Here is a 25225-nt window from a genome sequence, read left to right as displayed (position 1 = left end):
ATAATGCGCCTGCTCGTGCGGTTTTTGGGTTTCTTGTTCGCCGCCGGAACGGTCGTGTTCCTGGTCGGGGTCGCCGGCGTCGCTGGCGCGATCTGGCATTTCTCGAAGGACCTGCCGGACTATTCGCAGCTCCAGGACTACGAGCCGCCGGTGATGACCCGCGTGCATGCCGCCGACGGGGCGCTGCTCGGCGAATACTCCAAGGAGCGCCGGCTCTATCTGCCGATCCAGGCGGTGCCGAAACTCGTGATCAACGCGTTCCTCGCTGCCGAAGACAAGAACTTCTACGAGCATGGCGGCATCGACTATTCCGGCATGGCGCGCGCCGCGATCCTCTATGCGCAGAACTACGGCTCCAACCGCCGCCCGCAAGGCGCCTCGACCATCACCCAGCAGGTCGCCAAGAACTTCCTGCTCACCAACGAGGTCTCGTTCAGCCGCAAGATCAAGGAAGCGTTGCTGGCGATGCGCATCGAGCGCGCTTATTCCAAGGACCGCATCCTCGAGCTTTACCTGAACGAGATCTATCTCGGGCTCGGCGCCTATGGCATCGCGGCCGCGTCGCTGGTCTATTTCGACAAGTCGGTCAACGAGCTGACGATTGCCGAAGCGTCCTATCTCGCCTCGCTGCCGAAGGCGCCCGCGGCGCTGCATCCGGTGCGTAACCGCGACCGCGCCATCGAGCGCCGCAATTATGTGATCGACCGCCTGCTGGAGAACGGCTGGATCAAGCAGGCCGACGCCGACAAGGCGCGCAAGGATCCGCTCAACGTCACCAACCGCTCCAACGGCGCGCACATCTTCGCCGGCGAATATTTCGCCGAGGAAGTCCGCCGCGACATCTTCGAGCGCTACGGCGAGAAGAAGCTCTACGAAGGCGGCCTGTCGGTGCGCACCACGCTGGATCCGAAGATCCAGGTGATGGCGCGCAAGACCATGGTCGCGGGTCTCGTGAACTACGACGAGGCGCAGGGCTGGCGTGGGCCGGTTCACAAGCTCGACGTGTCCGGCGATTGGGGCGTCAAGCTTGCCGACGTCAAATCGCTCTCCGACATCTCGCCATGGCGGATGGCGGTGGTGCTGGAAACCAGCGACCAGTCGGCGCGGATCGGCTTCCAGCCGGGCCGCGAGCTCGGCGGCGCGGTCAGCAAGGAGCGGCAGACCGGCATCATCACGATGGATGGCGTGCGCTGGGCCAAGTCCAAGGGCAAGGCGCCGACGGCGGTCTCGCAGGTGCTGCAGCCGGGCGACGTGATCTATGCCGATCCGCTGGTGACCAAGGACGGCAATCCGGTCGAAGGCCAGTATCGCCTGCGGCAGTTGCCTGAAGTCTCCGGCGCCATGGTGGCGATGGATCCGTGGACCGGCCGCGTGCTCGCGATGGTCGGCGGCTTCTCGTTCGACCAGAGCCAGTTCAATCGCGCGACGCAGGCCTACCGGCAGCCGGGCTCGTCGTTCAAACCGATCGTGTATTCGTCGGCGCTGGACAATGGCTATACGCCGTCGACCACGGTGATCGACGCGCCGATCGAGATCGACCAGGGGCAGGGCGCCGGCGTGTGGCGTCCGGAGAACTATTCGACCGGCAAATATTATGGCCCGACCACGCTGCGCAACGCGCTGCAGCGCTCGCTCAACACGGTCACGGTGCGGCTGGCGCAGGACATCGGCATGCCCTTGGTCGGCGAGTATGCAAAACGCTTCGGTGTCTATGACGAGTTGCCGAACTATCTGTCCTACGCGCTGGGTGCGGGCGAGACGACCGTGATGCGCATGGTCACGGCCTATTCGATGTTCGCCAATGGCGGCCGCCGGGTGAAGCCGACCTTGATCGATCGCATCCAGGACCGCTACGGCCACACCATCTTCAAGCACGACACCCGCGAATGCCGTGGCTGCGATGCGCCCGGCGGCTGGAAGAGCCAGCCGGAGCCGCAGCTGGTCGACCGCCGCGAGCAGGTGCTCGACCCGATGACCGCCTACCAGATCACCGAGATGATGGAAGGCGTGGTCCAGCGCGGCACCGCGACCGTCGTCAAGGAGGTCGGCAAGCCGATCGCCGGCAAGACCGGCACCACCAACGACGAGAAGGACGTCTGGTTCGTCGGCTTCTCGCCGGATCTCGCGGTCGGTGTCTACATGGGCTACGACAAGCCGCGCAATCTCGGCCGCACCGCGACCGGCGGCCACGTCGCTGCGCCGATCGCCCGCGACTTCCTCAAGCTTGCACTCGCCGACAAGCCGCCGACGCCGTTCAAGGTGCCCGCGGGCATCAAGCTGATCCGCGTCGATGCCAAGACCGGCATGCGCGCCGGCCCGGGCGATGGCGGCAACACCATCCTCGAAGCCTTCAAGCCGGGCACCGCGCCGCCGGACAACTACTCGGTCATCGGCGTCGCCGATGCCGACGGCCGCAGCCCTGCGCCTGGCCCGCAGCCGTCACAGAGTGGCGGGCAGCCCGACGGCGGCTTCTTCATGCGGCCGGGAACCGGGGGGCTGTACTAGCCGCCCATTCCGCCAATTCGCCGGGATAGGGCCGCCAAGCCGATTGCGCTTTGCCGCGCCGCTCGCTACATCCCCCGGAACCGTTTTAGCCAACACCTGAAAGACCATGCGCGCGGAAATCGAACGCCTTGTTGAAGAGATCAAGCAGTCAGTCGGGCTGCTGAGGAGGCATCTTTGACGTCGAACAATCGACGGCACGCCTCGCTGAGCTGAACAAGCTCGCAGAAGATCCCAATCTCTGGAACGATCCCCAGAAGGCCCAACGGCTGATGCAGGAGCGCACCTCATTGGAGGACGCGCTCTCGGGCATCGGCAAGGTCGAGCGCGAGCTCGAGGACCAGGTCGGCATGATCGAGCTCGGCGAGGCCGAGAACGATGCGGGTGTGGTCGCTGATGCCGAGAAGGCGCTCAAGGACCTCAAGAAGGAGGTCGCCCGGCGCGAGCTGGAGGCGCTGCTCTCGGGTGAGGCCGACAAGTTCGATTCTTATCTCGAAGTCCATGCCGGCGCCGGCGGTACCGAGAGCCAGGACTGGGCGCAGATGCTGCTGCGCATGTACACGCGCTGGGCCGAGAAACACGGCTTCAAGATCGAGTTCCTCGAGGAGTCCCAGGGCGAAGAGGCGGGCATCAAGTCCGCCACCATCCAGATCTCCGGCCACAACGCGTATGGCTGGCTGAAGACCGAGGCCGGCGTGCATCGCCTGGTGCGGATCTCGCCGTTCGACTCCAACGCGCGGCGGCACACCTCGTTTTCGTCGGTGCAGATTTTTCCCGTGATCGACGACAGCATCAAGATCGAGATCAAGGAGTCCGATGTCCGCACCGACACGATGCGATCGGGCGGCGCCGGCGGTCAGCACGTCAACAAGACCGAGTCGGCGGTACGCCTGACGCACATCCCGACCGGCATCGCGGTGGTCTGCCAGGCCGGTCGTTCCCAGCACAAGAACCGGGCGCAGGCCTGGGACATGCTGCGCGCGCGGCTCTACGAGATCGAGCTGAAGAAGCGCGAGGAACAGGCCGCTGCCGATCAGGCTGCCAAGACCGATATCGGCTGGGGTCACCAGATCCGCTCTTACGTCTTGCAGCCCTATCAGATGGTGAAGGATCTGCGCACGGGTGTGCAGACCTCCGACACCTCGGGGGTGCTCGACGGTGATCTCGATGAATTCATGGCGGCAACGCTGGCGCAACGTGCCTTCGGCACCGGACCCGGCTCCGTCGAGGATGTGGATTAGCCCATGCCGCGCGTCGCTTTCATCGGATTGGGACGCATGGGTCACGGGATGGCCGGCCGCTATCTCGATGCCGGCTTCACGGTCGCGGTGTGGAACCGGAGCAAGGCCAAGGCCGAAGACCTGATCGCGCGCGGCGCGATTTGGGCGACGTCGCCGGAGGATGCCGCGATCGACGCCGATGCCGTCGTGACCATGGTTGCAGACGACGAGGCCTCGCGCGCGGTCTGGCTGAGCAAGGATGGCGCCGCCGCCACCATGAAGGCCGGCACACTCGCGATCGAATGCTCCACGGTCTCCTACCAGCACACGCTCGAGATGGCGCGCGAGCTGCACAGCCGCAGCCTGATCTACATCGATTGTCCGGTCACCGGGCTGCCCGAGGCGGCCGCCGCGGGCAAGCTGACGCTGCTGGTGGGGGCTGATGCGGCCGATCTCGATAAGGCACGGCCGTTCCTCGCCCCGATCGGCAGCACGATCCGTCATTTCGGCGCGGTCGGCACCGGCACGGTGTTCAAGCTGATCAACAATCTGATCGGCGCGGTGCAGATCGCAAGCCTCGCCGAAGGCGTTGCGATCGCCGAGCAGGCCGGCCTCGACATGCAATTGGTCGCCGAAGCGTTGGCCTCCGGTGCAATCGCGAGCCCGCAGGTGATCCGCCACAGCAAGCGGATGATCGACCGCAATTTCTCAGGTGCATCCTTCACCTCAGCGCTGCGCCATAAGGATGCCGACTACGCCGTGCGTCTCGCCGAAACGCTGCTGCCTGGCGTGCCCGTCAGCCGCGCCGCGCTCGCCGCCTACGACAAGGCCAAGGCCCATGCACCCGATGGCGACGAAGGCCAGATGATCGAGATCGTGTCGCGCCCGAAATAGGCAGGGCCGCCATTCACGGAAATCGGGTGGGAATATTCGCGCGCCTGCGTTAGTCACCTGGGCGACTGCAGGTGAGTGCCCGACATGCCTTCCGCCGACAACCGCATTGATAGCCGCGATTGGGGGCTGCTCGGTCTGCTGTCGGTACTCTGGGGCGGCTCGTTCTTCTTCAACGGCGTGATCCTGCGCGAACTGCTGCCGCTGACCTTGGTGTTGCTGCGCGTCGCGCTCGGCACGATCATCCTGCTGCCGCTGCTGCGGGCGCGGAAGATCGAACTCCCGCGCGGCCTGTCCGGCTGGGCGCCGTTCGCCGCGATGGGGCTGTTCAACAACGTGTTGCCGTTCTCGCTGATCGTGTTCGGACAGACCTATATTCCGAGCGGACTGGCCTCGATCCTCAATGCGACGACGCCGCTGTTTGCGGTTGTCGTGATGGCGGCGGCCGGTGAGGAGCGGCTGCAGGCGCGCCGCGTCGCGGGCGTGGTGGTCGGGCTGATCGGGGTTGCGATCCTGCATGGCGACGCGCTCGGCTTCGAGAGCAAGCAGGGCATCGGCATCCTGCTTTGTCTCGCCGGCGCCTTCAGCTACGGCCTCGCGGCGCTGGTCGGGCGGCGGCTGCCGCAGCGCGTGCCTCCGTTGGGAACCGCGACGTTCCAGATGATGGCATCGGCCGTGATGATGGCGCCCATCGCCGCCGTGGCCGACCGTCCCTGGCTGTTGCCGATGCCGCATGTGACGACGTGGCTTGCGGTGCTCGGGCTGGCAGCGCTGTCGACTGCGCTGGCCTATATCGTGTTCTTCCGGATCCTGCAGCGCTCCGGCCCGACCAATGTGATGCTGGTGACGCTGCTGATTCCGGTCACCGCGATGCTGCTCGGATATCTCGCGCTCGGCGAGCCGATCGCGCTGCGCGAGGTGATCGGCGCGCTTGTCATTGCGAGTGCGTTGCTGCTGATCGACGGCCGCGTGCTGAGCCGGTTCAGCCGCGCGCCTGCTTCCACGCCGCATACCATCCGGTAAAGCGTCCGCTGTCGCGCTCGCCGCCGTGCCAGGCGGCATAGGCTGTGCCGTCGTCGGCGACCAGCACCACGGCATCCAGTCCCTTGGAGCGGCGCAGCGTGTCCATCGCCTGCGCCGGCGTCTGCGCGATCGGGCCTGCGACATTGAACGACGTGTTGACCGACATCTCGACGCCGATGTGGCGGCCGAGCGCCTTCAGATAGGCGTAGGTGAGGGGATCGTCGGCCTCGCGCACGATCTGGATACGGCCGGTGCCGTCGGCATGCACAACGGCGGGAATCTTCGCGCGCGCCTCCGGCTTCGAATGCGCCGTGAGCACCATGTAATTGTAGGCGTTGTAGTCGCCGTCGGAGGCGCCGTCTTCCAGCTGGAAATAATCGCGCGCCGCCTCAAGCGTTGCCATCGGCGCCAGCGGCCGGATCGCCTCGCGATACTTGACGCGCTCGTTGAGCCGCTCGCGCACCGCCGGATCGCAGGGATTGGCGAGGATCGAGCGATGGCCGAGTGCGCGCGGGCCGGTCTCGGCCGCGCCCTGATAGATCGCGATCACGCCGCCTTGCGCCACCATGCCGGCCATCAGATCGGCGATCGCATCGCGGCCGTCCGAAGTCGCGACATGGCCGATCACGGTCGAGGCGATGTCGTCGGCTTGCAGCGCTGTGGTGATATCGGCGTTCGAGGGCGGCAGGCCGCAATAGAAGGCGTGCGACAGCGGCGCACCGCGCGGCGCGCCCGCCATATGCGCGAACAGCCAGGCGGCGCCGATCGGCACGCCGGGATCGCCGGGCACCGGCGGGATCCACATATGCAGCCGCGTCTTGCGCTGCTGCGCGCGTTCGAACCACGCCTCGTCGAAATGCTCGAGCAGCCGCATGTTGCCGAGCGCGTTCAGCGCCACGCCGCCGGTCAGCACCAGGCGGTCGGTGCCGGTGATGCGCAGGAGATGATCGATGACATGGATCATCGCGTCCTCGAACACCAATTGCGTCGCGGCCGCCTTGTCGACGCGGTCCTTGGTGTCGGGGCGGTGATTGATGTCCTCGACACGCAAGACGGCGTCGGGATTCCAGAGCTGGTCGGGCCGCAGCGGGGGCCCGAGAATATCGATCAGCGGCTGATGATAGGGATTGTCGGCCGGATCGGCGTACCAATTGGCCATCGCGCGATTGAGCTGCACGCTGCCATTGGGCCCGAGCTGCAGCACCTCCTTCAGGCGCGCATAATACGGATTGGTGGCGCGGTTCATGTCGCCCCAGGCGGCGGCGCCCATGTAGCGGCCCTCGCTGGAGAGCCAGGTCCAGCCGCCCTGGCTCGACGAGATCACCGTGTAGAAGGCGCCGAGCGAATCGAACAGGCTCTCATTGCAATAGAGCTGCTTCATTTCGCCGTTCTCGGCGACATAGAGCGAGATCGAGCCGACATCGCCGGTGCCGTCGAGCACCGCGATCGCGACACGCTCGCGCACCTCGGCGAACGGCGAGGCCGTGAACGAGTACCAGGCGTGATTGTCGTGATGCGGCATGCAGATCAACGGCAACTGCTCGCCGAGCCCGTACATCTTGGCAAGCTTGCGCGAGATGCGCCGCACCTGATCCATCTGTCGCAGGTTGATCGCGGGGGCGATCGGCGCGCGCAGCAGTTTGAGGCTGGAAGGCGCCTCCTCGAACGAGGTGCGGATCAGCATCGCCATCAGCGCCGGATAATCCCACGTCGTGACGAAGGCCGCGATGTCGCCGATGTCGCGGCCGATCCGCTGCAGCACCTTGCGCATGTCGTCGAGCGCGTGTTGTGGAAACTCGTTGGTATGTTTGTTTCCGGAAAAGCGCTCTTCCTCGTTGTTGACGATCAGGCGCGGCCCGTCCTTTTGGGAGACCTCGACCAGCGCGACGCCGGTGTTGTGCGTGCCGGGGCAGGCGAGGCCGGCGATGTAGATGGTCTCGCCGCGCTGCAGCCTTTCGCGGATCGACGCGATCGTGCGCTGCGCGAACTCACCGTTGGCCTTGTGCAGGCCAAGCTTGGCCATCGCACGTTCGCTGAGGCGGCGCGTGATCTCATAGCCCGCGGCCGCAAAACGCGGATGCCGCGGACCGGTACGAATGTCCGGTTTACGCAATCAGAACGCCTCGACTCGTGATCCCCAGATCGACCTTCAATCATAAATAGCGCCAGGCAACAATGCCGTTTCGCCCAACGGAAAAACCCGGCGCTTGCCAGCATATGCGTCTCTTGCGAGACTTGCCGTCAAAACCAACGACAAAAATCGGGAGAAAACGATGCCGGCTCGTTCTGGATATATTGGCGCGATCGTGGCGTTCGCAAGTGCGGCACTGATCGCAAGCTCGGCCGCCGCGCAGAAGAAATACGATCCCGGCGCCAGCGATACCGAAATCAAGATCGGCAACATCATGCCGTATAGCGGCCCGGCGTCGTCCTACGGCGTGATCGGCAAGACCGAGGCCGCATTCTTCAGGATGATCAACGAGCAGGGCGGCATCAACGGCCGCAAGATCAACTTCATCAGCTACGACGATGCCTATTCGCCGCCGAAGGCGATCGAGCAGGCGCGCAAGCTGGTCGAGAGCGACGAGGTGCTGTTGATCTTCCAGCCGCTCGGCACGCCCTCTAATTCGGCAATCATGAAATACATGAATGCCAAGAAGGTGCCGCAATTGTTCGTTGCCTCCGGCGGCACCAAATTCGGCGACCCCAAGAACTTTCCCTGGACGATGGGCTTCCAGCCCAACTACCAGAGCGAGGGGCGTATCTATGCGAAGTACATTCGCGACAAGTTCCCCAATAGCAAGATCGCGGTGTTCTGGCAGAATGATGACGCCGGCAAGGATCAGTTCAAGGGCCTGAAGGATGGGCTCGGCGACAAGGTCAACATGATCATCGCCGACAAGTCCTACGAGGTCTCCGATCCTTCGATCGATTCGCAGATCGTCGCGCTGCACGATTCCGGTGCCGATATCTTCTTCTCCTGGGCGGCGCCGAAGGGCTCGGCGCAGGCGATCCGCAAGGTTGGCGAGCTCGGCTGGAAGCCGAAATTCTTCCTCGCCAACACCGCGACCTCGGTCGCCTCGGTCTTGAAGCCGGCCGGGCTCGAATATTCCAAGGGCATCATCTCGACGGCCTATCTGAAGGACCCGACCGACCCGACCTGGGACAAGGATCCGGCAGTCACGAGCTGGCGCGCCTTCATGGACAAGTATTATCCCGACGGCGACAAGGGCAACGCCAACAACCTCTATGGCTATGTGCAGTCCGAGGCCATGGTGCAGGTCTTGAAGCAGTGCGGCGACAATCTCACCCGCGAGAATGTGATGAAGCAGGCCGCCAATCTGAAGAACTTCCACTCCGACCTGATGCTGCCGGGCGTCATGGTCAACACCTCGCCGGACGACTACTTCCCGATCGAGCAAATGCAGCTGATGCGGTTCAACGGCGAAGCCTGGGAGCTGTTCGGCGACGTGATCACCGGCGAAGTCGGGCACGAGGCGACGCGGTAGGGGGGCGTCACAAGGCCGCTGCTCGCGCCGCAAAGGTCGCTGTCGTCCCTGCGAAAGCAGGGATCCATACCCCGTGGCCCGCGTTGTGAACGGGCCTCTTGGTTCCGACGTCGTGCACCAAGAACCATCCGTGATTATGGGTCCCTGCTTTCGCAGGGACGACACCGAATTTGTGGCACGGACTTTGACTAGTACGCCTACAGAATCTTCTCCGGCCGTCGAGCCCGCAGCGCCATGCCGCCGGCGACGCCGACGCCGATCACATACATCCAGCCTTCGTGGAAATCGGCGAGATGCGAGTTGAGCAGCGAGCTCGTGACGTTCTGCACGACGATCACGAGCCCGATCCAGCTCACGAGGTCGCGGCCGGCGAACAGCCTGACGTGGCTGATCCACATCGCGTAGAGTAACAGGACGCCAACGAGCCCCCACTGGATGGCGGCATTGAGGGTCTGGTTATGCGGGTTGTTGATCACCTCGGCGTCGAGGCCGGTTCGTCCGACGGCATCCTGCGTGAACATCTGCTTGATCGAGCCGGTGCCGTGGCCGAGCCATGGCGCCGCGGTGATGAATTTCACCGACTTCCGCCAATAGGTCAGGCGCTGCGCCGTCGAAGCGATCCCGGAGGTGTCATGGGCGCGATACTCGATGCCGACGTCGGCGATGCGCTGGCGCAGATAGGGCGAGGTGGTCCAGACCACGAGGCTGGCGAGGGCGACGCCGGCGAACAGCAGGCGCGTGGCGCGCCGCGACAGATGCAGCGAGGCGAACAGGACCAGCAGCACCGGCATGTAGATCAGCGCTGTGCGCGCCGAGACGACGTAGAGCATGTTGACGATGAACAGCAGGATGAGCGCACCGGCGCCGGCTGCGATGCGCCATTGCCGGGCGCGCAGCGCCGTCAACGCCGGCAGTGCCAGCGCGAAGGCGCACAGCGCGAATTCCTGGCTCTGGTCGAGGTAATTCTTGACCGGCACGCCGGCGGAGGCGGTGTGCGCGAACCTGAGCTGCGGCAGCGCCAGCACGATCCATGACAGGATCATCACCAGCGCGCACGACGCCAGGAAGGCGGCGAACACCCAGAGCCCGCGCTGCGATCGCTGGAAATAGCCGAGCAGGAACGGCAGCAGCAGCAGCTTGCTGAGCGGCTTGATGCCCTGCAGCCGTTCGGCCCAACTGGCCTCCGACCACGCCAGACCGATCACCGCGAGCGCGACCAGCGCGATCGGCAATGCGAACGCCGGTTGCGCGAGGTCGAGAACGAACTGCTCCCAGTCGATGGTCGGGATCACGGCGATAAGCCACAGCAGCATGAAGACGGCGAGCGCCGTCGTCGACCAGGGCAGGGAAGCCGCGGCCAGCGCCATCAGGATGTCGGTGGTGCGGACATAGGCGGCCGTACCTGACCAGGCGCGAACGCGGTCGCGCCATTGCAGTGCAGGTTCGACGGCGACGTCGATGGCGTGGGACTCGGTGGTCATGATCGGACTACGCGGTCGCGCCGTTGAAAGTCGCCATCGCGGTGGTGAGCGCCGCGGCGGCGTTCGCGACATCGGGGGCAGGCCGATGGGCCAGCAGGTCGCGAGCCTGGGTGTGGTGGCCGAAGCGTTCGGCGAGCTCGGCTCGGCGCTCGCGAATCCGGTCGCGCCATTGCTCTTGTTGCGCCAGGACGCGGGTGACCGAGGCGCCGATCGACTCGGTCGAGAACGGATCGAAATAGTCGGCGAGCTCGCCCGCAACCTCGCGGAATACGGCGATGTCGGAGCACAGCACCGGTGTGTTCGCGGCCAGCGCCTCGATGATCGGCACGCCAAAGCCCTCGGCGAGGCTCGGCATGATCAGGCCATGGGAATCCGCGATGAGAGCAGCCTTCTCGTGCTCCTCGACATAGCCGGAAAAGCGGACGTTGGACGGTGCATTGCGGGTCAGGCCGGGGGCGCCGGTGTAGCCGATCACGACGAGGTCAGCCTGGGGCAATTTGCGGAAGGCGCGGATGACAGCGGCGAGGTTCTTGCGCGGCTCGGCGGAGACGATCACGACGAAGTACGGCCGCCCGCTCGGGGCAGCCGGCGTCGGCAATGCCGCCGCGTCGAATTTGGTGCGGGGATAGACCACCCGCGCCGGCACGTGCGCGAACTGCGGAAGCAGGGCGCGGAACCGACCCAGGCTGTAATTCGAGACGAAGGCGAGTTCGTCGGCCTGTTGCAGGCTGGTGAACAGGCGCGACAGGAACAGCCGCGTCGCGACGTCGCTGAGCTTGAGGTCGGTCAGCGGCAGCAGGTCGTGCACGACGCAGATCACCTTGGCGCCGGGCTTGCGCTGGATCGCGACCCGGGTCGGCGTATCGACGAGGATGACGTCGTAGCCGCGTGCGTCGACCCGCGGCGGCGGCAGCCGCAGCAGCGCCGAGGTGTCCTGATAGCTGTAGAAGCCGGGCTCGAGCAGGAAGTCGCCGAACAGCTTGAGATGGCGCAGGTCGGTCGGGATGTATTCGAGGCCGTCGGCGTGGTTCTCGATCAGGCTGACGCCGGGCGGCAGCAAATGGAGCGCGCGCAGGAAGCTGACCGCGAATTCCAGCGAGGTCGCGGCGCGGAGCTTGCTGCGGAACCAGTCGACGGTGCGGCGCAGGCCGCCGCTGCTGCGCATGACGGGCGCATTCATGTCGGCTTCGTCGAGGAAGCGATAGAGCGCGAGCAGCTCGATCAGCCGCGACCCGTCGGGCAGCAGCCTCGTGCGCTGCTGGCGCTGGCGCAGCTTGCGATAGCGGCGCGTGGTTTCGACCAGCAGCGTCAGCTCGTGGCCGTCGCCGGCCAACGAGCGGATCAGCTCGCGGGTGAAGTGGAAGATGCCGCGCTTGTGGTTGGGTTCGCCAAGCGCCTCGCTGACGACCAGGATCTTTGTCATGCGGTGATTTCTCTGAGCTCGAGGTGATGCGGGACGGGCGCATCCAGCGCAACGGTGCTGGCGATGCGGCCGTGATCGAGATTGATGATGCTGTTGCAGGTCCGGCGCAGCAGCGCGTGATCGTGCGAGGCGATGATCACGATCGCCGCGGTCTCGACCATTTTGCGCAGCCGCTGCTCGGCCTTGGCCGAGAATTTCTCGTCAACGACGCTGAGCCATTCGTCGAGCAGCAGGATGTCGGCCGGAAAGGCGGTCGCGGTCGCGAACAGTACGCGCATCAGCATGCCGGAGGAGAACATCCGCAGCGGCAGCCGCTGCATGCGTTCTTCCAGCTCGGTGAATGCCCAGATCTCGTCCAGGATCGCTTGCGTCGGCTTGCGGCCGGAGATCCGCAGCAGCAGGTTGATATTGTCGGCGGCGACGAAATCGAGATTGACGCCGGCGCCCAGGCCGAGCAGCGGCACGATGTTGCCCGTTGTCTCGACCCGGCCGCTGGTTGCCGGAAATACGCCGGCGATCAGCCGCAGCAAAGTGGACTTGCCGGAGCCGTTCGGCCCGGCGAGGCCGATGCGTGCGCCGGCCTTCGCCTCGATCGAGAAGTTGTCGATCGCGCGGATGGTGCGCATCTCGCTGCTCTGTCGGAACAGGTGCCCGAGCAGGCGGCGCTTCAGCGAGAAGTCGTAGGCGCCGTACAGCGGATAGTCGAGGCAGGCGTCTTGGAGGTGGATGCTTGCCATGGCTAGATCCAGAATGCCGCTTTGCGCAGATGGGCGATGGTGACGGTCGCGGCGACCGCGAGCACCGCGAGGCAGGCCAGCACATAGATCAGGCTGGTCGTTGCGACGTGACCCGTCGCCAGCGGCTCGCGCCAGATCGCGAACAGATGGGTCAGCGGATTGAGCCGCGTCACGGTCGAGCCGCGATCGATCATCTCCGATGTCCAGATGATCGGCGAGGCCAGGAAGGCCAGCGTCAGCGAGGATTCGATGATCGGCTTGATGTCGCGGTAGCGCGTCGCCAGCGCGCCGAGCACGAGGCTCAGGGCCATCGTGCAGATCACGAACAGGGCCAGGCCGGGAAGGGCGACGATGGCGCCGCCGAAATCCCGCGGCGTCAGCGCGAGCCACAGGATCAGCGGCACCACCGCATTATGGGCCGCGAACAGCGCCTGGCGGAAGGTGCATTGCAGCAGGAAGATCACCGGCGGCAGCGCGCGATCCTTGATCAGGCTGGCCGAGCCCTGCAGCGCGGTGGTGGCGTCGAGCACGACGCTGTTGAGGAAGGTCCAGGCGGTGAGGCTCGCCGCCAGCATCGGCAGCCGCGCCATTGCGCTGGAGTTGGAGAGATGGCCGATGACCGAGCCGAGCACGGCCACCATGATCGCCATCTGGATCGACATCCAGAAGGGTCCAAGGAGGGAGCGGACATAACGGTGCCGCATGTCGGACCATGCCAGCGCGGCGGCGATCCGGATCGCACCGACGGGACCGGCCATTTGGAGATGCGGGGCTGGGGCTGACGACCCTGCATCCTTTGTGGCGGCCTCTTCGGCAACGACCTTGCGGTACACCGTCTCCACTCCCTCCTTGAAGGCTGTTGTCGAGTATTTCGTCACCGCGCGATGGCGCGCGGCCTGACCCATGCGGCGGCGCCGCTCTGGATCGTTGATCAGCGTCTCGATGGCATCGGCGAGTGCCGTGGGATCGCCGGGCGGCACCGTGATCGCTTCGAGACCGTCGCGGGCGACATGGGGAACGCCGGTGCCGAGCGCGGTGTTGACGATCGGGCGGCTCGCGGCCATCGCCTCGAGCTGAACCAGCCCGAAGGTCTCCGCATTGGTCACCGACGGCATCACGAAGACGTCGGCGATGCGCATCAGCTTGACGCGCTCGCTCTCCGACACCGAGCCGAGCAGGCGGACGCGGTCCTGCAGGCCGTAGTCACGGATCAGCTGCTCGAGATTGTCGCGCTCGCGGCCCTCGCCGACGATCCAGACCTCGAAATTGCGGGCGTGGGCTGATCGCACCAGCACGTCGAAGCCTTTGTAGGGAACGAGGCGTCCGCAGGCGAGAACGAGGCGGCCGCGGGCGTTGACGTCATCAGCCTGCGCGGCCGGCCGGTCATATTTCGCCACATCGACGCCGAACGGAACGGCGTGGCACTTGTCGGCAAATTCCTGCAGCAGCGGCGTGGTCTCGACCAGCACCGGATCGGAGACGATGATCGCTGAGGCGCGGCGCAGGGTTCGCCGCATCAGCGGCTCGACCAGGAAGCGCAGTGCCGCATGCGAGACGATGTCGGCGTGCCAGTGCACCACCAGCGGACGGGTGCGGCCGAGACCGAACGCGAACACGAGGTCGGCGAGCGGGAACGGCGCGTGCAGCGCCAGCAGATCGTGCTCGGCGATGCGGCGCCACAGCCGCCACGGATAGGTTGGCGCCGCCGGCAGCGACAGCACGTCGCCGAACGAGTGCACGCGCTCGACGGCAACGTCGTTGATCACGATCTGCCGCTCGCCGCCGGAGCGCGAGCAGACCAGCACGGCGGCGTTGAACGTGTCCTTCAGCGAAGCACAGATATCGCGGATCACGGTCAGCGTGCCGCCGAACAGGTCGGGGTAGTAGACCTTGAAGATGTGAAGCACCGACGGACGCCGGACCGGCTCGTTGACAACAATCATGGGCGGCTCGATCCGGATCATGCTGCGTACAGGGCGACGACGAACGGCAGCGCTAGCGCGGCGAAGAACACCAGCGAGCGCAGCAGCGCCGGAAATACCGGCTCGATCGGGCCGCAGGGCGCCTGGGGCGTGAAGAGTGTGGTGGCGGCGAACCGGCCGAATTCGCGAAGCGAATCGGATTCGCGAAGCGAATGGAGGCCGCGGGCCGAACGAAGAGGCATTGCGTCGGATTCCCTGCTGAATGGATTCTGGATACGTGGGAAAATTTCACACGTCAATGGCTGCGGACTAAAATGTGGGATTATGTCCCACGTAAGGCGGTGGAAAACTTTTTGGAGAACGGAAAGGCAGGCATGCGGCTGCGATCGCGCCGCGATTGCGCGTAGCAGGGTGGGCGAAGCCGGGAGTGTTTAGCCGAGCGTCAGGCCGGCTCGGCCGGGCTGCGTGTCGTTGTTGCCAGCAGCTGGCGTCGGATGGCGGGAATGTCGAAATGGATCCGCTCCGGCAGCATCGCTGCCGCGGGCCGCTGCAGATCCTGCTCGATCACGACACGCTTGCCGCCGTCCGATGTCAGCGCGATCGAGATCGATTGCGCGCGCGGCTCGGCGGAAAGGCCGGCATGCGCGCGGCTGGCATATTCGCCGGCGCGCAAGCCGCCGAGACCGAAGGCGAGCAGCCGGCCATAGATGTACAGCGCCAGCAGGTCGGTTTCGCCGAAGCGGCGCGGCGATCCGGGCACGACTCCCGGCAGGCAGGGATAGCCGCCCGCCATCACCGTCGACACGAACTCCTCGTAGGGAACCTGGGCGATCCGGCAGGCTTCCGCGATCGCAAGATCGAATCGGGCAGGCGTCATGGAAGGGGTCCGTATCGATGCCAGGCACCGTGACAGCAGCGCCCGCAAGCGCGCGGTGTGTCCGGAGGTAACTTTGTTTCCCATAAGTGGGAAAATGTCACACGTCAAGTGGGGTGGGATTGTGTCCCACGCAATCGGCGGCTAAAAGTTAGGCATGAATGCCAAGGCCCCGAAGTCGAAGACGGGATCGTCTGCGCCGATCGCCGCAGCGAAGCTGCACGCGCCGCTGGCGCGGATGCTGCGTCCGCTGGTGCGGCTTTGCATTCGCGGCGGCATGACGTTTCCGGCGCTGACCCAGCTCTTGCGCGAGCTCTATGTCAACGTCGCTGAGCATGACTTCGCGCTCGAGGGCAAGGAGCAGACCGACAGCCGCGTCAGCCTGTTGACCGGGATCCACCGCAAGGAGGTGGCGCGGCTGCGCGGCGCCGGCGCGCCGGTCAATGCGGTGCCGGCGACGCTGTCGCGCACCAGCGCGATCATCGCGCGCTGGCTGGCCGCGCCCGAATTCACCGACGCCAAGGGCGATCCGCTACCGCTGCCGCGCACCGCGGATGGCGGCGCACCGTCGTTTGAGACGCTGGTCGAATCGATCACCAAGGACGTGCGGCCGCGTGCGGTGCTCGACGAATGGCTCGACCGCAAGCTCGTCACCATCAATGACGACGACGAGATCATGCTGGTCGAGGAGGCCTTCGTCCCGCACGGCGACGACGACCGCAAATGGCACTATCTCGGGCGAAATCTGCACGACCATGTCGCGGCCGCCGAGCAGAACGTGTCGTCGGCAACGCCGCGCTTCCTTGAACGCGCGGTGCATTACGACGGCCTGTCGGCGAAGTTGGCAAAACGGCTCGAGGGGCGGTCGCGCGAGCTGGCGATGGAGGCGCTGAAGGTCGCCAACCGCGAGGCCAACCGCGCGCTCGCAAAGGACAAGGGCGGCGACTACCGCTGGAATTTCGGCATCTACATCTATCGCGAGGGGCCGGACGGGCCAGTCGATGACGATGCCGACGAAGGCGGTGCGTCGTGAAGCGCCCGCCGCTCGTGTCGCGTCGCGCACTGCTGATCGGCTTCTGGCTTGCCGGAAGCTCGCTCGCCGGCGCGCAGGTCAAGAAGCGTGGCAACGACCAGGGCATCGGCGGCACCGGCATCACCGGCTCCGACCAGGGTATTGGCGGCACCGGCATCGTCGGCGTGATCCAGCGGTTCGGCTCGATCTATGTCAATGGTGAGCGCGTCGCCTATGCGGCCGATGTGCCGGTCAGGATCGACGGCGAGGCGGCGAGCGCGAAAGCGCTGCGGATCGGACAGCTCGCGCGCGTGGTGGCGGAGCGCGGCGCCGGCGGCACGCTGTCGACCAAGCGCATCGATGTCACGAGCGAGGTGACCGGGCCGGTCGAGCATGTGAAGCCCGGCGAGCTGAGGGTGCTCGGGCAGAAGGTCGCCTGGAGCGGCGGTGAGAGCTGGCTGAAGCCGGGCGCGCATGTCGCCGTGTTCGGTCTGCGCCGCACCGACGGCGTCGTCGTCGCAAGTCTGGTGCAGGAGCGCCATGACACTGCGATGCGCGTCGCCGGACCGCTCGAGCGCGACCGCGCAGGTAGCTTGCGGATCGGAGAGCTCAAGCTTGCCGGCGTCGATGCGGCGCTGGCCGGCCAGCGCGTGCAGGCCGAGGGCCATGTCGCGCAGGGCGTGATGCAGGTGTCGCGCAGCCGCGCCGACGACTTCTCCGATCTGACCGGCGCCAAGCGGCTCCTGATCGAGGCCTATGTGCGGCGGGTCGGCAATGATCTGCAGCTCGGCTCCGGCTTCGTCGCTAGCGATCACTCGCGCTTCTCGCCGGCGGCGGATACGCGCGTCGTCGTCAATGCGCAGCTCTCGGGCACCCGCGAGCTGCGGGTCGAATCGGTGCAATCGGTCGGCCATTTCCCGGGTTCGTCGGTGCGCAATCCCGGCACGCCGGGGCGCGGGTCCGGTGGCGGCGGAGTTGGAGGCGGAGCAGGTTCGGGCGGGCGCGGCGCGCCCGGTGGCGGGCCTGGCGGACCTGGTCCCGGCGGCGGGCCGTCCGGTGCACCGGGAGGCGGGCCATCGCCCGGCGGCGGTCCTGCGCCCGATCCCTTGAGTGGTGGAACGACCGGCCCGGGGCCGGGCGGCTTTGGCCCGCCCGGCGGCGGTGGTCCGTTCGGGCCCGGCGGTGGATTCGGTGGTGGCGGCGGATTCGGTGGCGGCGGGCCGCCCGGCGGCATGGGCGGCGGTGGCCGCCGCTAGAAGCATGATCCGGAAAAGTGGAAACCGGTTTTCCGAAACATCATGCTCAGACAAAGCGATGAGATCGTGATGCGATCCCTTCCAATCGCATCATGGTCGCACGCCACAAACGAAAGCGGCGCAAGCGAGCCGCTTGCGCCGATATTCAGATCGATCGTTGAGAGCTTGAGCTAGCCTGCGCTGAGCCGGACGCCGGCGCGGAGGAATTTCTGTGGATCGACCGCTTCGCCGTCGATGCGGGTTTCGTAATGCAGATGCGGACCGGTGGAACGGCCGGTCGAACCGACGGCGCCGATCACCTGGCCGATCTTGACGTATTCGCCGACCTTGACGCCGATCTCGGACAGATGGCCGTAGCGGGTCGACAGCCCGTTGCCGTGATCGACCTCGATCATGCGGCCATAGCCACCGGCCCAGCCCGCCGACACCACCTTGCCGTTGGCGGTGACCCGCACCGGATCGCCCTGCGCGGCGCGGAAGTCGAGGCCGGTGTGCATCGCCGGCCGGCCGAGGAAGGGATCGGAACGAACGCCGAAGCCGCTGGTGAACTCGACTTCGCCGACGACGGGCTTGCGATAGGGCACCAGCGCCAGCGTCTGGTTCAGCCGCTGCATTTGCGCGCGGTTGATGTTGATGCGGTAGAGCTGGCGCTCGAACGCGCCGGCGTCGGGCGATAGTTTCACAGGAACGAAAGGTCCGCCCATGCCCGAGCGCGGCACAGCCGCTTCGAGCTGCGCCATGTTGAGGCCGAGATCGCTTATCACGCCGCGCATCCGGCGCACTTTGGAATCGATGTTGTCCTCGACCGAGGAGAGGGCCGCGACCTGGCGGCGCTCGACCTGGTCAAGCGAGGTCTGCAGACGGACCAGCACGTTGTCGACGCCCTGGGCCTTGGCGAACTGGTTCGGCTGCGCCTTGGCGATCAGTGGCGCGCGCGATTCCAGCCGCGCCTCGCGATCCGGCGGCGCCACGAAGATCACGGTGTCGCTGATCGGCGAAGGTTTCAGCGAGCCGGAGGAGGGCGCCGCCTCGGCGCGGCCCTGCGGCTTGATCGATCCGGTCGCGGTGGCATCAGGCATCGCGCCGAGCGCGGTGGCGCGCGATTCCAGCGTCGACTGCCGCTTCATGATCTGGTCGAGCTTCTGGTCGAACTGCTCCTGGTCGAGCAGCTGACGGCTGGTGGTGCGGTCGACCTTGGCACGCAGCTCGGAGATGCGGTCCTCATAGGCGTATTGCATCTCGGCCTGGCGCGCGATCAGCCGGGTCAGAACGTCATCGCGGAAAGCGAAATAGGTGGCGGTCGCCGCCGACCACATACCGAGCAGGACTACCGTGCCGACCGCGATCCAGAACACGACCGGTCCGAACCGGACCTGCTTGCCGGCATGGACCAGCGTATAGCCCTCGCCGGCGGTAGCTACCGCAGCGGCATGCTGGGCTGCCGGACGGCGCGTCGGCGTTCGGCCATGGTCCTGCGGATGATGGTGTTTTTGATATTCCTGGTGATGACCGGACCGGCTCGACATCGGTACTCCCGCGGCCGGTCGGACCAAGCTCCGTACGGCTAATTTGCGGGGGCGATTTGAGCCCGGCATGGTTAATTTTCAGGAAACGGAACCGCTTCGGTCAGAGCGCGCGGGCGGCCTCCAGTACCGCTTCGGCATGGCCGTCGACCTTCACATGGCGCCAGATCCGGGCGACTTTTCCACTGGAATCGACCAGAACCGTAGTGCGAATAATTCCCATGAAGGTCCTGCCATACATGGATTTTTCGCCCCAGGCGCCGTACGCCTCGAGCATCTCATGGGCCGGGTCGGAGGCCAGCGGCACCGACAGCTGGTGTTTGTTTCGAAATGACTCCTGCGCCTTAACCGTATCGGCCGATATGCCGACCACTTCGGCGCCTGCGGCCGCGAACTCGCTTTTGAGCCGGGTGAAGTCGATCGCCTCCCTTGTGCAGCCGGGGGTGTCGGCGCGGGGATAGAAGAACAGCACCAGCTTCTTGCCGCCAAAATCCTTCAGTGAGACGCTGCTTCCGCCGTCGCGCGGCAGGTTGAAGCCGGGTGCCGCGGCGCCTTCGGCAAGTGTGACGGCGGACGACTTGGTCACGGTCGCGGCCGGCTCTCGCTTTAACGGTTTCGACGCAGCCTTGTGCGAGGCTTTCTGTTGAACACCCGCTCCGGCCTTTGGCGTCGTCGCTTTCTTGGTCGTTTTCTTCGGCGCTGCCTTTTTCGCAACCGCTGTGCGGGTTTTCGTCGCGGACTTCCCAGTGCTTGCGCTTGCGGCGCGCGCAACTTTCGTTGCGACCCGCTTTCCGGTTGTGTTGGAGGATTTCTTGCGCGTTTTCTTGGACATACGCCTTCCTTTCGTCGCTTTCCGAAGCTCAACCATTGGGGTATTGCGAGGCTCATTCGCGGCGGCCGGATTCGCACCGGCCGCTGGGCAAGTTTGATGGCCACGGAGTATGGTGACAAGGAATTCGACGCGTTACCCGTCCGCTTGCTGAATTGGCGTTTGATTGGTTGGTTTGGTCCGTTCTGGGGGCCATCGGCGAGTAACATGATGAGGCGAGGATAGGCGGCGATGCCGGCACGGGAGCGCTCGATACGAATCGACGGGCGCCCCGATGACGGCGATCAGCGTCGCCGTCAGCACCGAGAGGCAATGGCTAGGAACACGTCGCCGCAGGGTCCAAATCCGCGCGCCGGGGCTGACTTCTCGAAATGGGAAGACGACGCCGCGTGGGACGAGCAGGATGAGGCGGCGGGCAACCGTGCGCGGCAATTGCTGTCGCGTTCCAACACCAATTTGCATCGCTTCACCGATTTCTGTTCCGGCATGCAGCGCTGGCTGAACGGCGAGCGCTGGATCCGCCGCATCGGATTGGTCCTCGTGGTGCTGGTCGTGATGTTCGCGACCTGCTTCGGCGCGCTGTGGTGGCGGCTCGGCGCCGGTCCGATCAATCTCGATCTGGCGACGCCATGGCTTGCCGCGGCGATCGAGGAGAATATCGGCCACGGCAATACGGTCGAGGTCGGCGGAACCCAGATCGAGCGCGCCGGCCGCGTGAGGATCGCGGTGCGCATCCGCGACATCATCGTCCGCGACCGCGACCATGCCGTCGTTGCCAGCGCGCCGAAGGCCGAAGTGCGCCTGTCCGGAACGGCGCTGCTGATGGGGCAGTTGCGCGCGGAGAGCCTCAATCTGGTCGATGCAGAACTGTCGGTGCGGATCACGCCGGACGGCAATGTGACGGTGTCCGCCGGCGACACCGCAAAACCGCTCGCCACCGGCGTCGCCTCCAAGCGCGATGCGGGGATGCCGCCGACATTCCCGCGACCGGCACCCGGGGCGTCGCCGCCGGTTGCTTCGCCGCCGGCTGCTTCCGGGCCCGCGGCTGCCTCGCCCGATTCGGCGCAGAGTGGGCTGCTCGCCGGTCTCGACTGGCTCGACAGCCTCAGCATGACCGGCCTCGACGGGCAGAACCTCAACGAGATCGGCCTGAAGAACGGCAATCTCGTCGTCGACGACCAGCAGCGCGGCAACAAATGGAGCTTTGAGAATATCAGCCTCAGCCTGCGGCGCCCGAGCGGTGGCGGGGTTGCGCTCAGCTTCGGCGAGGAGGGCGCTAAACCCTGGTCGGTCCGCGTCCTGGTCGGACCGCAGCAGAACGGCGTGCGCTCGGTCGATATCAAGGCCGACAAGGTGTCCACCCGGAACATCCTGCTCGCGATGAGGACCAAGGATCTGACTTACACCGCCGACCTGCCGATGTCGGGCGAGATGAAGGGCGAACTCGGCCGCGACGGCCTGCCGACCTATTTCCGCGGCAAGATCAATATCGGCGCCGGCAACATCATCGACACCGATACGCCCGACTACCCGATGCCGGTCGACTCGGCCGAGATGAGCGTCGAATGGGATTCCGGACGGCGCGTGCTGCTGGCGCCGATCAAGATCGTCTCGGGTGCCAACCGCATCACGCTGCTCGGGCACCTCGAGCCGCCGAATGACAACGTCACCGACTGGCAGGCGGGCCTGTCCGGCGGCACCATCGTGCTGGCCGGCGACGACAAGAACGAGCCGCCGCTGATCTTCAACCGGATCAATATCGGCTTCCGCTTCGACACCGAGAAGAAGCGCGTGCTGCTGACCCAGGCCGACATCTCCAATGGCGAGATCGGCGTCGCCGGCACCGGCAGCATCGACTATTCCGGCGAGCCGCGGCTGCAGCTCGGATTCGCCGGCACGCCGATGTCGGCCTCCGCGTTGAAGCGGATGTGGCCTGTTATCATCGTGCCCGAGGTGCGCGAATGGGTACTCGAACGGATCGACCGCGGCACGCTCCAGCGCATCGATGTCGGCGTCAATTCGCCGGTGCATAACCTGTCGCGCAAGGGGCCGCCGATTCCGGATGACGGTCTCTCGGTCAACATCGTCGCCTCCGGTGTCACCGTGCGCCCGGTGGACCAGATGCCCGCGGTGCATGATGCGGATCTGAAGGCCAGGGTGACCGGCCGCACCGCGACCGTGACCATCAACCAGGGCATCGCCGATACGCCAGCGGGCCGCAAGATCACGATCTCGGACTTCACCTTCGAAGTGCCGGACATGGCGCCGAAGCCGTCGCCGTCGAAGGTCAAGTTCCGGGTCGATTGTCCGGTGCCGGCCGCGGCCGAGATCCTCGCATCCGACCGGCTCAGCGATCTCTCCGGTCCGCCGATCGATCCCAACGCCAGCAAGGGCAACGTCACCGCGACGATCAATCTCGGCATGCCGGTGAAGGGCGAGCTGACCAAGGCCGACACGACCTATTCCGTGGCCGCCGATATCTCCGGCGTTGCCGTCGACAAGCTGGTGATGAACCAGAAGCTCGAGGCCAATGCGCTGAAGCTGATTGCCAGCAATGCCGGCTTCCAGGTCAAGGGCGACGTCAAGATCAACGGGCAGGCCGCCTCGCTCGACTATCGCAAGCCGGCCGACGGCGATGCCGACGTCAAGCTGCAGGCGACGCTGGACGATGCGAGCCGCGCGCGGCTCGGGCTCGATCTCGGTCCCGCGGTGTCGGGCGCGATCCCGATCAAGCTGAACGGCAAGATCGGCAGCGGCGACAATCCGACCACCAAGATGGGCGTCGAGGCCGACCTGACCCAGCTCAAGCTCGACAACATCCTGCCGGGCTGGGTCAAGGCGCAGGGCAGGGCCGGCAAGGCGACCTTCAACGTGGTGCCGAAGGGGCAATCGACGCGGTTCGAGGACATCTCGATCGACGGCGTCGGCGTGTCGATCAAGGGCGCGCTCGAGGTCGACCAGAACGGCGACCTGATGAATGCGAACTTCCCGACCTATGCGCCGTCGGAAGGCGACAAGACATCGCTGCGGGCCGATCGCGGTCCCGACGGTGTGATCAAGGTGACAATGCGCGGCGACGTGTTCGACGGCCGCGGCTTCCTGAAGTCGGCGATCTCCGGCCGCGACAGCGATCCCAAGAGCAAGACCAAGACCACCGATTTCGACGTCGATCTGAAACTCGGCGCGGTGGCGGGCTTCAACGGCGAGGCGCTGCGCAGCGTCGATGCCAAGATCTCGCGCCGCAACGGCTTCTTCAAGGGCTTCACGCTGAGCGGCAAGGTCGGCCGCGATACGCCCGTTACGGTCGACATGCGCGGACGCCAGCAGGGCCGCGAGGTGATCTACCTCCAGACCAGTGACGCCGGCGCATTCCTGCGCTTCATCGACACCTATTCGAAGGTGATCGGCGGCCAGCTCACGCTGGCGATGGAGCCTCCGATCCCCGAACCGAGCCCCAGGGAAGGCCTCATCAACATCACCGGCTTCTCGGTGAAGGGCGAAACCCAGCTCGACCGCGCCGTCGCCGGCGGGCCGGTCAGCACCCAGAACGGCATCGGCTTCGACGCGCTGCGCGCCGAGTTCACGCGGCAGAGCGGCCAGCTCTCGATCCGCAACGGCGTGGTCAAGGGACCGAGCATCGGCGCCACCATCGAAGGCAGCATCGACTACATCGGCAACCAGGTGCGGATGAACGGCACCTTCATTCCGATGTACGGCCTGAACAACATGTTCGGCCAGATCCCGTTCTTCGGAATTTTCCTCGGTGCCGGCAGCAACGAAGGCCTGATCGGCGTGACCTACGAAGTGGTGGGAACGCCGAGCCAGCCGGTGCTGCGCGTCAACCCGATCTCCGCGCTGGCACCCGGCCTGACCCGCAAGATCTTCGAGTTCAAGCAGTACGGCCCGAACGATCTGCCGACGACGAACAACAATTAGGGCAGGCGGTCATCGGCGTCGGCGGGCGATCCACGTTCGGATGGGTTTGCGGGATATGGCTGACCGGATCGTCGATCCCTGCGAGCGCCATGCCCAGACGTGCAGGCTCTCGCACATAGCCTGCCTCCGCAGGGGCGCACCGCCAAAACATCGAAAACAACCCCATGCAAAGTAGCCGTCGGCGTGCCGGCATTCGACACGGCCGCTTGACATGTCGGGCAACTCAGTGGCATTATTCTATTATTCAGAAAATACGCGGCGTGCGTCACCCGGCGCTATGGGACTTGGCGGTAGCCACCACCTGATCAGAGTAGATTGCTTTTCAAGACGTTCGCGGGCAGCGAGCGAGCAGGGATCATGACGGCGCCTGCACGTCACCTACCGCCGCAGCGCCGGCACCACCAGGAACGGGATCAATCCCAGCACCACGTTGACCAGCGCAAACGCGATCAGCGGATTGTAGCTGTGGGTCCAGTCATGGATCAGGCCGCCGCCCCATGAGCCGAGGCCGGAGCCGATCATGATGGTGCCGTAGATCGTGCCGACGCGCGGCTCGCTGCAAGCCGCCAAGCTTTTGCCAAGGCCACTCGCCAAAAAATCGCTCGTCGGCATCACCAACGCCTCTGATTCCGCCAGTGGTTTTGAATTCGCCAGCGACGTAAAAGTGTTGGTCGCCCGGAAAGTTAGAATAATTCCGCGCAAACGACTCGTTACAAGTCGTGCCTCCGGTATCAACAATAAATACCTGCCCCTCTCTCACGCCCTTTATAGCTTCGACAACGCGTACTCTGAGTAGGTGTGTTTTGGTCCAGCCATCCTTCGGCACACTGGGTGGCAGTAGCTCAATAGGGTCAACAACCGCGACTATGGGCTTGGTAAGAGCATCAGAAGGCAGATGGTACAGCAGGGTGCGACTCGGCTCCTTACAGGCGCTCGCAGGTCTTATTGAGGCTAACGCTATCAAGCACGCAATCACGTATCGCTTCATGATGCTTTCACCACGCTAGTCACACAAAACATCTTCCCACAATGATCAATCATCCAGTGATTGTTCATGACGTTCAACATCGTTCAATCTAAATCGGGT

The 25225-nt window shown here is 65.5% G+C and carries 17 protein-coding genes and 1 pseudogene; 8 read left to right on the top strand and 10 right to left on the bottom strand.

Annotated features, from left to right (window positions below):
- The first annotated feature begins 3 nt into the window (after positions 1 to 3).
- The 4 genes from JQ616_RS10545 to JQ616_RS10530 all read left to right on the top strand — a co-directional run bounded on the left by JQ616_RS10545 (position 4) and on the right by JQ616_RS10530 (position 5636).
- Positions 4 to 2505 carry a penicillin-binding protein 1A gene (locus JQ616_RS10545; protein ID WP_212014151.1) on the top strand — a complete coding sequence of 834 codons (2502 nt, stop codon included), beginning with the start codon at positions 4 to 6 and terminating at the stop codon, positions 2503 to 2505.
- A gap of 106 nt (positions 2506 to 2611) precedes the next feature.
- A protein-coding gene (prfB, locus tag JQ616_RS10540; RefSeq protein ID WP_212014149.1) for a peptide chain release factor 2 occupies positions 2612 to 3743 on the top strand; the annotation gives its coding sequence in 2 pieces (ribosomal slippage) (positions 2612 to 2680 and positions 2682 to 3743; 1131 coding nt in all).
- A gap of 3 nt (positions 3744 to 3746) precedes the next feature.
- Positions 3747 to 4616: an NAD(P)-dependent oxidoreductase gene (locus JQ616_RS10535; protein ID WP_212014147.1), complete on the top strand. Its 870-nt coding sequence runs from the start codon at positions 3747 to 3749 to the stop codon at positions 4614 to 4616.
- An 84-nt stretch (positions 4617 to 4700) separates the two neighbouring features.
- On the top strand, positions 4701 to 5636 hold the full coding sequence (locus JQ616_RS10530; RefSeq protein WP_212014146.1) for a DMT family transporter: 936 nt from the start codon (positions 4701 to 4703) through the stop codon (positions 5634 to 5636).
- Here JQ616_RS10530 and JQ616_RS10525 read toward each other — a convergent pair.
- Positions 5596 to 7749, bottom strand: a complete 2154-nt coding sequence (locus tag JQ616_RS10525; protein ID WP_212014145.1) for a carbamoyltransferase C-terminal domain-containing protein — start codon at positions 7747 to 7749, stop codon at positions 5596 to 5598. The genes JQ616_RS10530 and JQ616_RS10525 overlap by 41 nt on opposite strands.
- A gap of 160 nt (positions 7750 to 7909) precedes the next feature.
- Here JQ616_RS10525 and JQ616_RS10520 point away from each other — a divergent pair, with 160 nt between their 5' ends.
- Positions 7910 to 9145, top strand: a complete 1236-nt coding sequence (locus tag JQ616_RS10520; protein WP_212014144.1) for an ABC transporter substrate-binding protein — start codon at positions 7910 to 7912, stop codon at positions 9143 to 9145.
- Between the two features lie 197 nt (positions 9146 to 9342).
- On the opposite strand, the gene JQ616_RS10515 is transcribed toward JQ616_RS10520, so the two are convergent.
- The 6 genes from JQ616_RS10515 to JQ616_RS10490 form a co-directional block, all read right to left on the bottom strand.
- A complete protein-coding gene (locus JQ616_RS10515) occupies positions 9343 to 10626 on the bottom strand; it encodes an O-antigen ligase family protein (protein ID WP_212014143.1) in 1284 nt (427 codons plus the stop codon).
- 7 nt (positions 10627 to 10633) lie between these two features.
- Positions 10634 to 12049, bottom strand: a complete 1416-nt coding sequence (locus JQ616_RS10510; RefSeq protein ID WP_212014142.1) for a glycosyltransferase family 4 protein — start codon at positions 12047 to 12049, stop codon at positions 10634 to 10636.
- Positions 12046 to 12786 carry an ABC transporter ATP-binding protein gene (locus JQ616_RS10505; protein ID WP_212014141.1) on the bottom strand — a complete coding sequence of 247 codons (741 nt, stop codon included), beginning with the start codon at positions 12784 to 12786 and terminating at the stop codon, positions 12046 to 12048. Before JQ616_RS10505 ends, JQ616_RS10510 begins: the two co-directional genes overlap by 4 nt.
- A gap of 2 nt (positions 12787 to 12788) precedes the next feature.
- A complete protein-coding gene (locus tag JQ616_RS10500; protein WP_212014140.1) occupies positions 12789 to 14729 on the bottom strand; it encodes a glycosyltransferase in 1941 nt (646 codons plus the stop codon).
- A gap of 17 nt (positions 14730 to 14746) precedes the next feature.
- A complete protein-coding gene (locus JQ616_RS10495) occupies positions 14747 to 14950 on the bottom strand; it encodes a hypothetical protein (RefSeq protein ID WP_212014138.1) in 204 nt (67 codons plus the stop codon).
- Between the two features lie 200 nt (positions 14951 to 15150).
- Positions 15151 to 15585 (bottom strand): hypothetical protein, encoded by a 435-nt coding sequence (locus tag JQ616_RS10490; RefSeq protein ID WP_212014136.1) that lies wholly within the window; start codon positions 15583 to 15585, stop codon positions 15151 to 15153.
- A gap of 154 nt (positions 15586 to 15739) precedes the next feature.
- Between JQ616_RS10490 and JQ616_RS10485 the strand changes: the two genes are divergently transcribed.
- Positions 15740 to 16615: a DUF6502 family protein gene (locus JQ616_RS10485; protein ID WP_212014135.1), complete on the top strand. Its 876-nt coding sequence runs from the start codon at positions 15740 to 15742 to the stop codon at positions 16613 to 16615.
- Entirely contained in the window at positions 16612 to 17850 is a 1239-nt protein-coding gene (locus tag JQ616_RS10480; RefSeq protein ID WP_212014134.1) for a DUF5666 domain-containing protein, read from the top strand. Before JQ616_RS10485 ends, JQ616_RS10480 begins: the two co-directional genes overlap by 4 nt.
- A gap of 170 nt (positions 17851 to 18020) precedes the next feature.
- On the opposite strand, the gene JQ616_RS10475 is transcribed toward JQ616_RS10480, so the two are convergent.
- The gene (locus JQ616_RS10475) at positions 18021 to 19376 is read right to left on the bottom strand and encodes a M23 family metallopeptidase (protein ID WP_212014133.1); all 1356 of its coding nucleotides are present in this window, start codon (positions 19374 to 19376) and stop codon (positions 18021 to 18023) included.
- Positions 19377 to 19476: 100 nt separating this feature from the next.
- Positions 19477 to 20205, bottom strand: a complete 729-nt coding sequence (locus tag JQ616_RS10470; protein WP_212014132.1) for a peroxiredoxin — start codon at positions 20203 to 20205, stop codon at positions 19477 to 19479.
- 228 nt (positions 20206 to 20433) lie between these two features.
- Between JQ616_RS10470 and JQ616_RS10465 the strand changes: the two genes are divergently transcribed.
- On the top strand, positions 20434 to 24138 hold the full coding sequence (locus JQ616_RS10465) for a YhdP family protein (protein ID WP_212014131.1): 3705 nt from the start codon (positions 20434 to 20436) through the stop codon (positions 24136 to 24138).
- A 378-nt stretch (positions 24139 to 24516) separates the two neighbouring features.
- On the opposite strand, the pseudogene JQ616_RS10460 reads toward JQ616_RS10465, so the two are convergent.
- Positions 24517 to 24687 (bottom strand): annotated as a pseudogene (locus JQ616_RS10460) (MFS transporter); the annotation flags it as partial.
- Positions 24688 to 25225 lie beyond the last annotated feature (538 nt).

Source organism: Bradyrhizobium tropiciagri (genome assembly GCF_018130545.1).
GTDB classification, from domain to species: domain Bacteria; phylum Pseudomonadota; class Alphaproteobacteria; order Rhizobiales; family Xanthobacteraceae; genus Bradyrhizobium; species Bradyrhizobium tropiciagri_A.
Note: the sequence above shows the minus strand (reverse complement) of the source record. Positions and strands in the feature narration are given on the sequence as shown.

Coding starts and splice junctions, on each gene's coding strand:
- JQ616_RS10485 (WP_212014135.1), top strand. CDS start 15,740: ATGAATGCCAAGGCCCCGAAGTCGAAGACGGGATCGTCTGCGCCGATC.
- JQ616_RS10500 (WP_212014140.1), bottom strand. CDS start 14,729: ATGATTGTTGTCAACGAGCCGGTCCGGCGTCCGTCGGTGCTTCACATC.
- JQ616_RS10505 (WP_212014141.1), bottom strand. CDS start 12,786: ATGGCAAGCATCCACCTCCAAGACGCCTGCCTCGACTATCCGCTGTAC.
- JQ616_RS10530 (WP_212014146.1), top strand. CDS start 4,701: ATGCCTTCCGCCGACAACCGCATTGATAGCCGCGATTGGGGGCTGCTC.
- JQ616_RS10465 (WP_212014131.1), top strand. CDS start 20,434: ATGCCGGCACGGGAGCGCTCGATACGAATCGACGGGCGCCCCGATGAC.
- JQ616_RS10510 (WP_212014142.1), bottom strand. CDS start 12,049: ATGACAAAGATCCTGGTCGTCAGCGAGGCGCTTGGCGAACCCAACCAC.
- JQ616_RS10545 (WP_212014151.1), top strand. CDS start 4: ATGCGCCTGCTCGTGCGGTTTTTGGGTTTCTTGTTCGCCGCCGGAACG.
- JQ616_RS10490 (WP_212014136.1), bottom strand. CDS start 15,585: ATGACGCCTGCCCGATTCGATCTTGCGATCGCGGAAGCCTGCCGGATC.
- JQ616_RS10520 (WP_212014144.1), top strand. CDS start 7,910: ATGCCGGCTCGTTCTGGATATATTGGCGCGATCGTGGCGTTCGCAAGT.
- JQ616_RS10535 (WP_212014147.1), top strand. CDS start 3,747: ATGCCGCGCGTCGCTTTCATCGGATTGGGACGCATGGGTCACGGGATG.
- JQ616_RS10470 (WP_212014132.1), bottom strand. CDS start 20,205: ATGTCCAAGAAAACGCGCAAGAAATCCTCCAACACAACCGGAAAGCGG.
- JQ616_RS10475 (WP_212014133.1), bottom strand. CDS start 19,376: ATGTCGAGCCGGTCCGGTCATCACCAGGAATATCAAAAACACCATCAT.
- JQ616_RS10495 (WP_212014138.1), bottom strand. CDS start 14,950: ATGCCTCTTCGTTCGGCCCGCGGCCTCCATTCGCTTCGCGAATCCGAT.
- JQ616_RS10515 (WP_212014143.1), bottom strand. CDS start 10,626: ATGACCACCGAGTCCCACGCCATCGACGTCGCCGTCGAACCTGCACTG.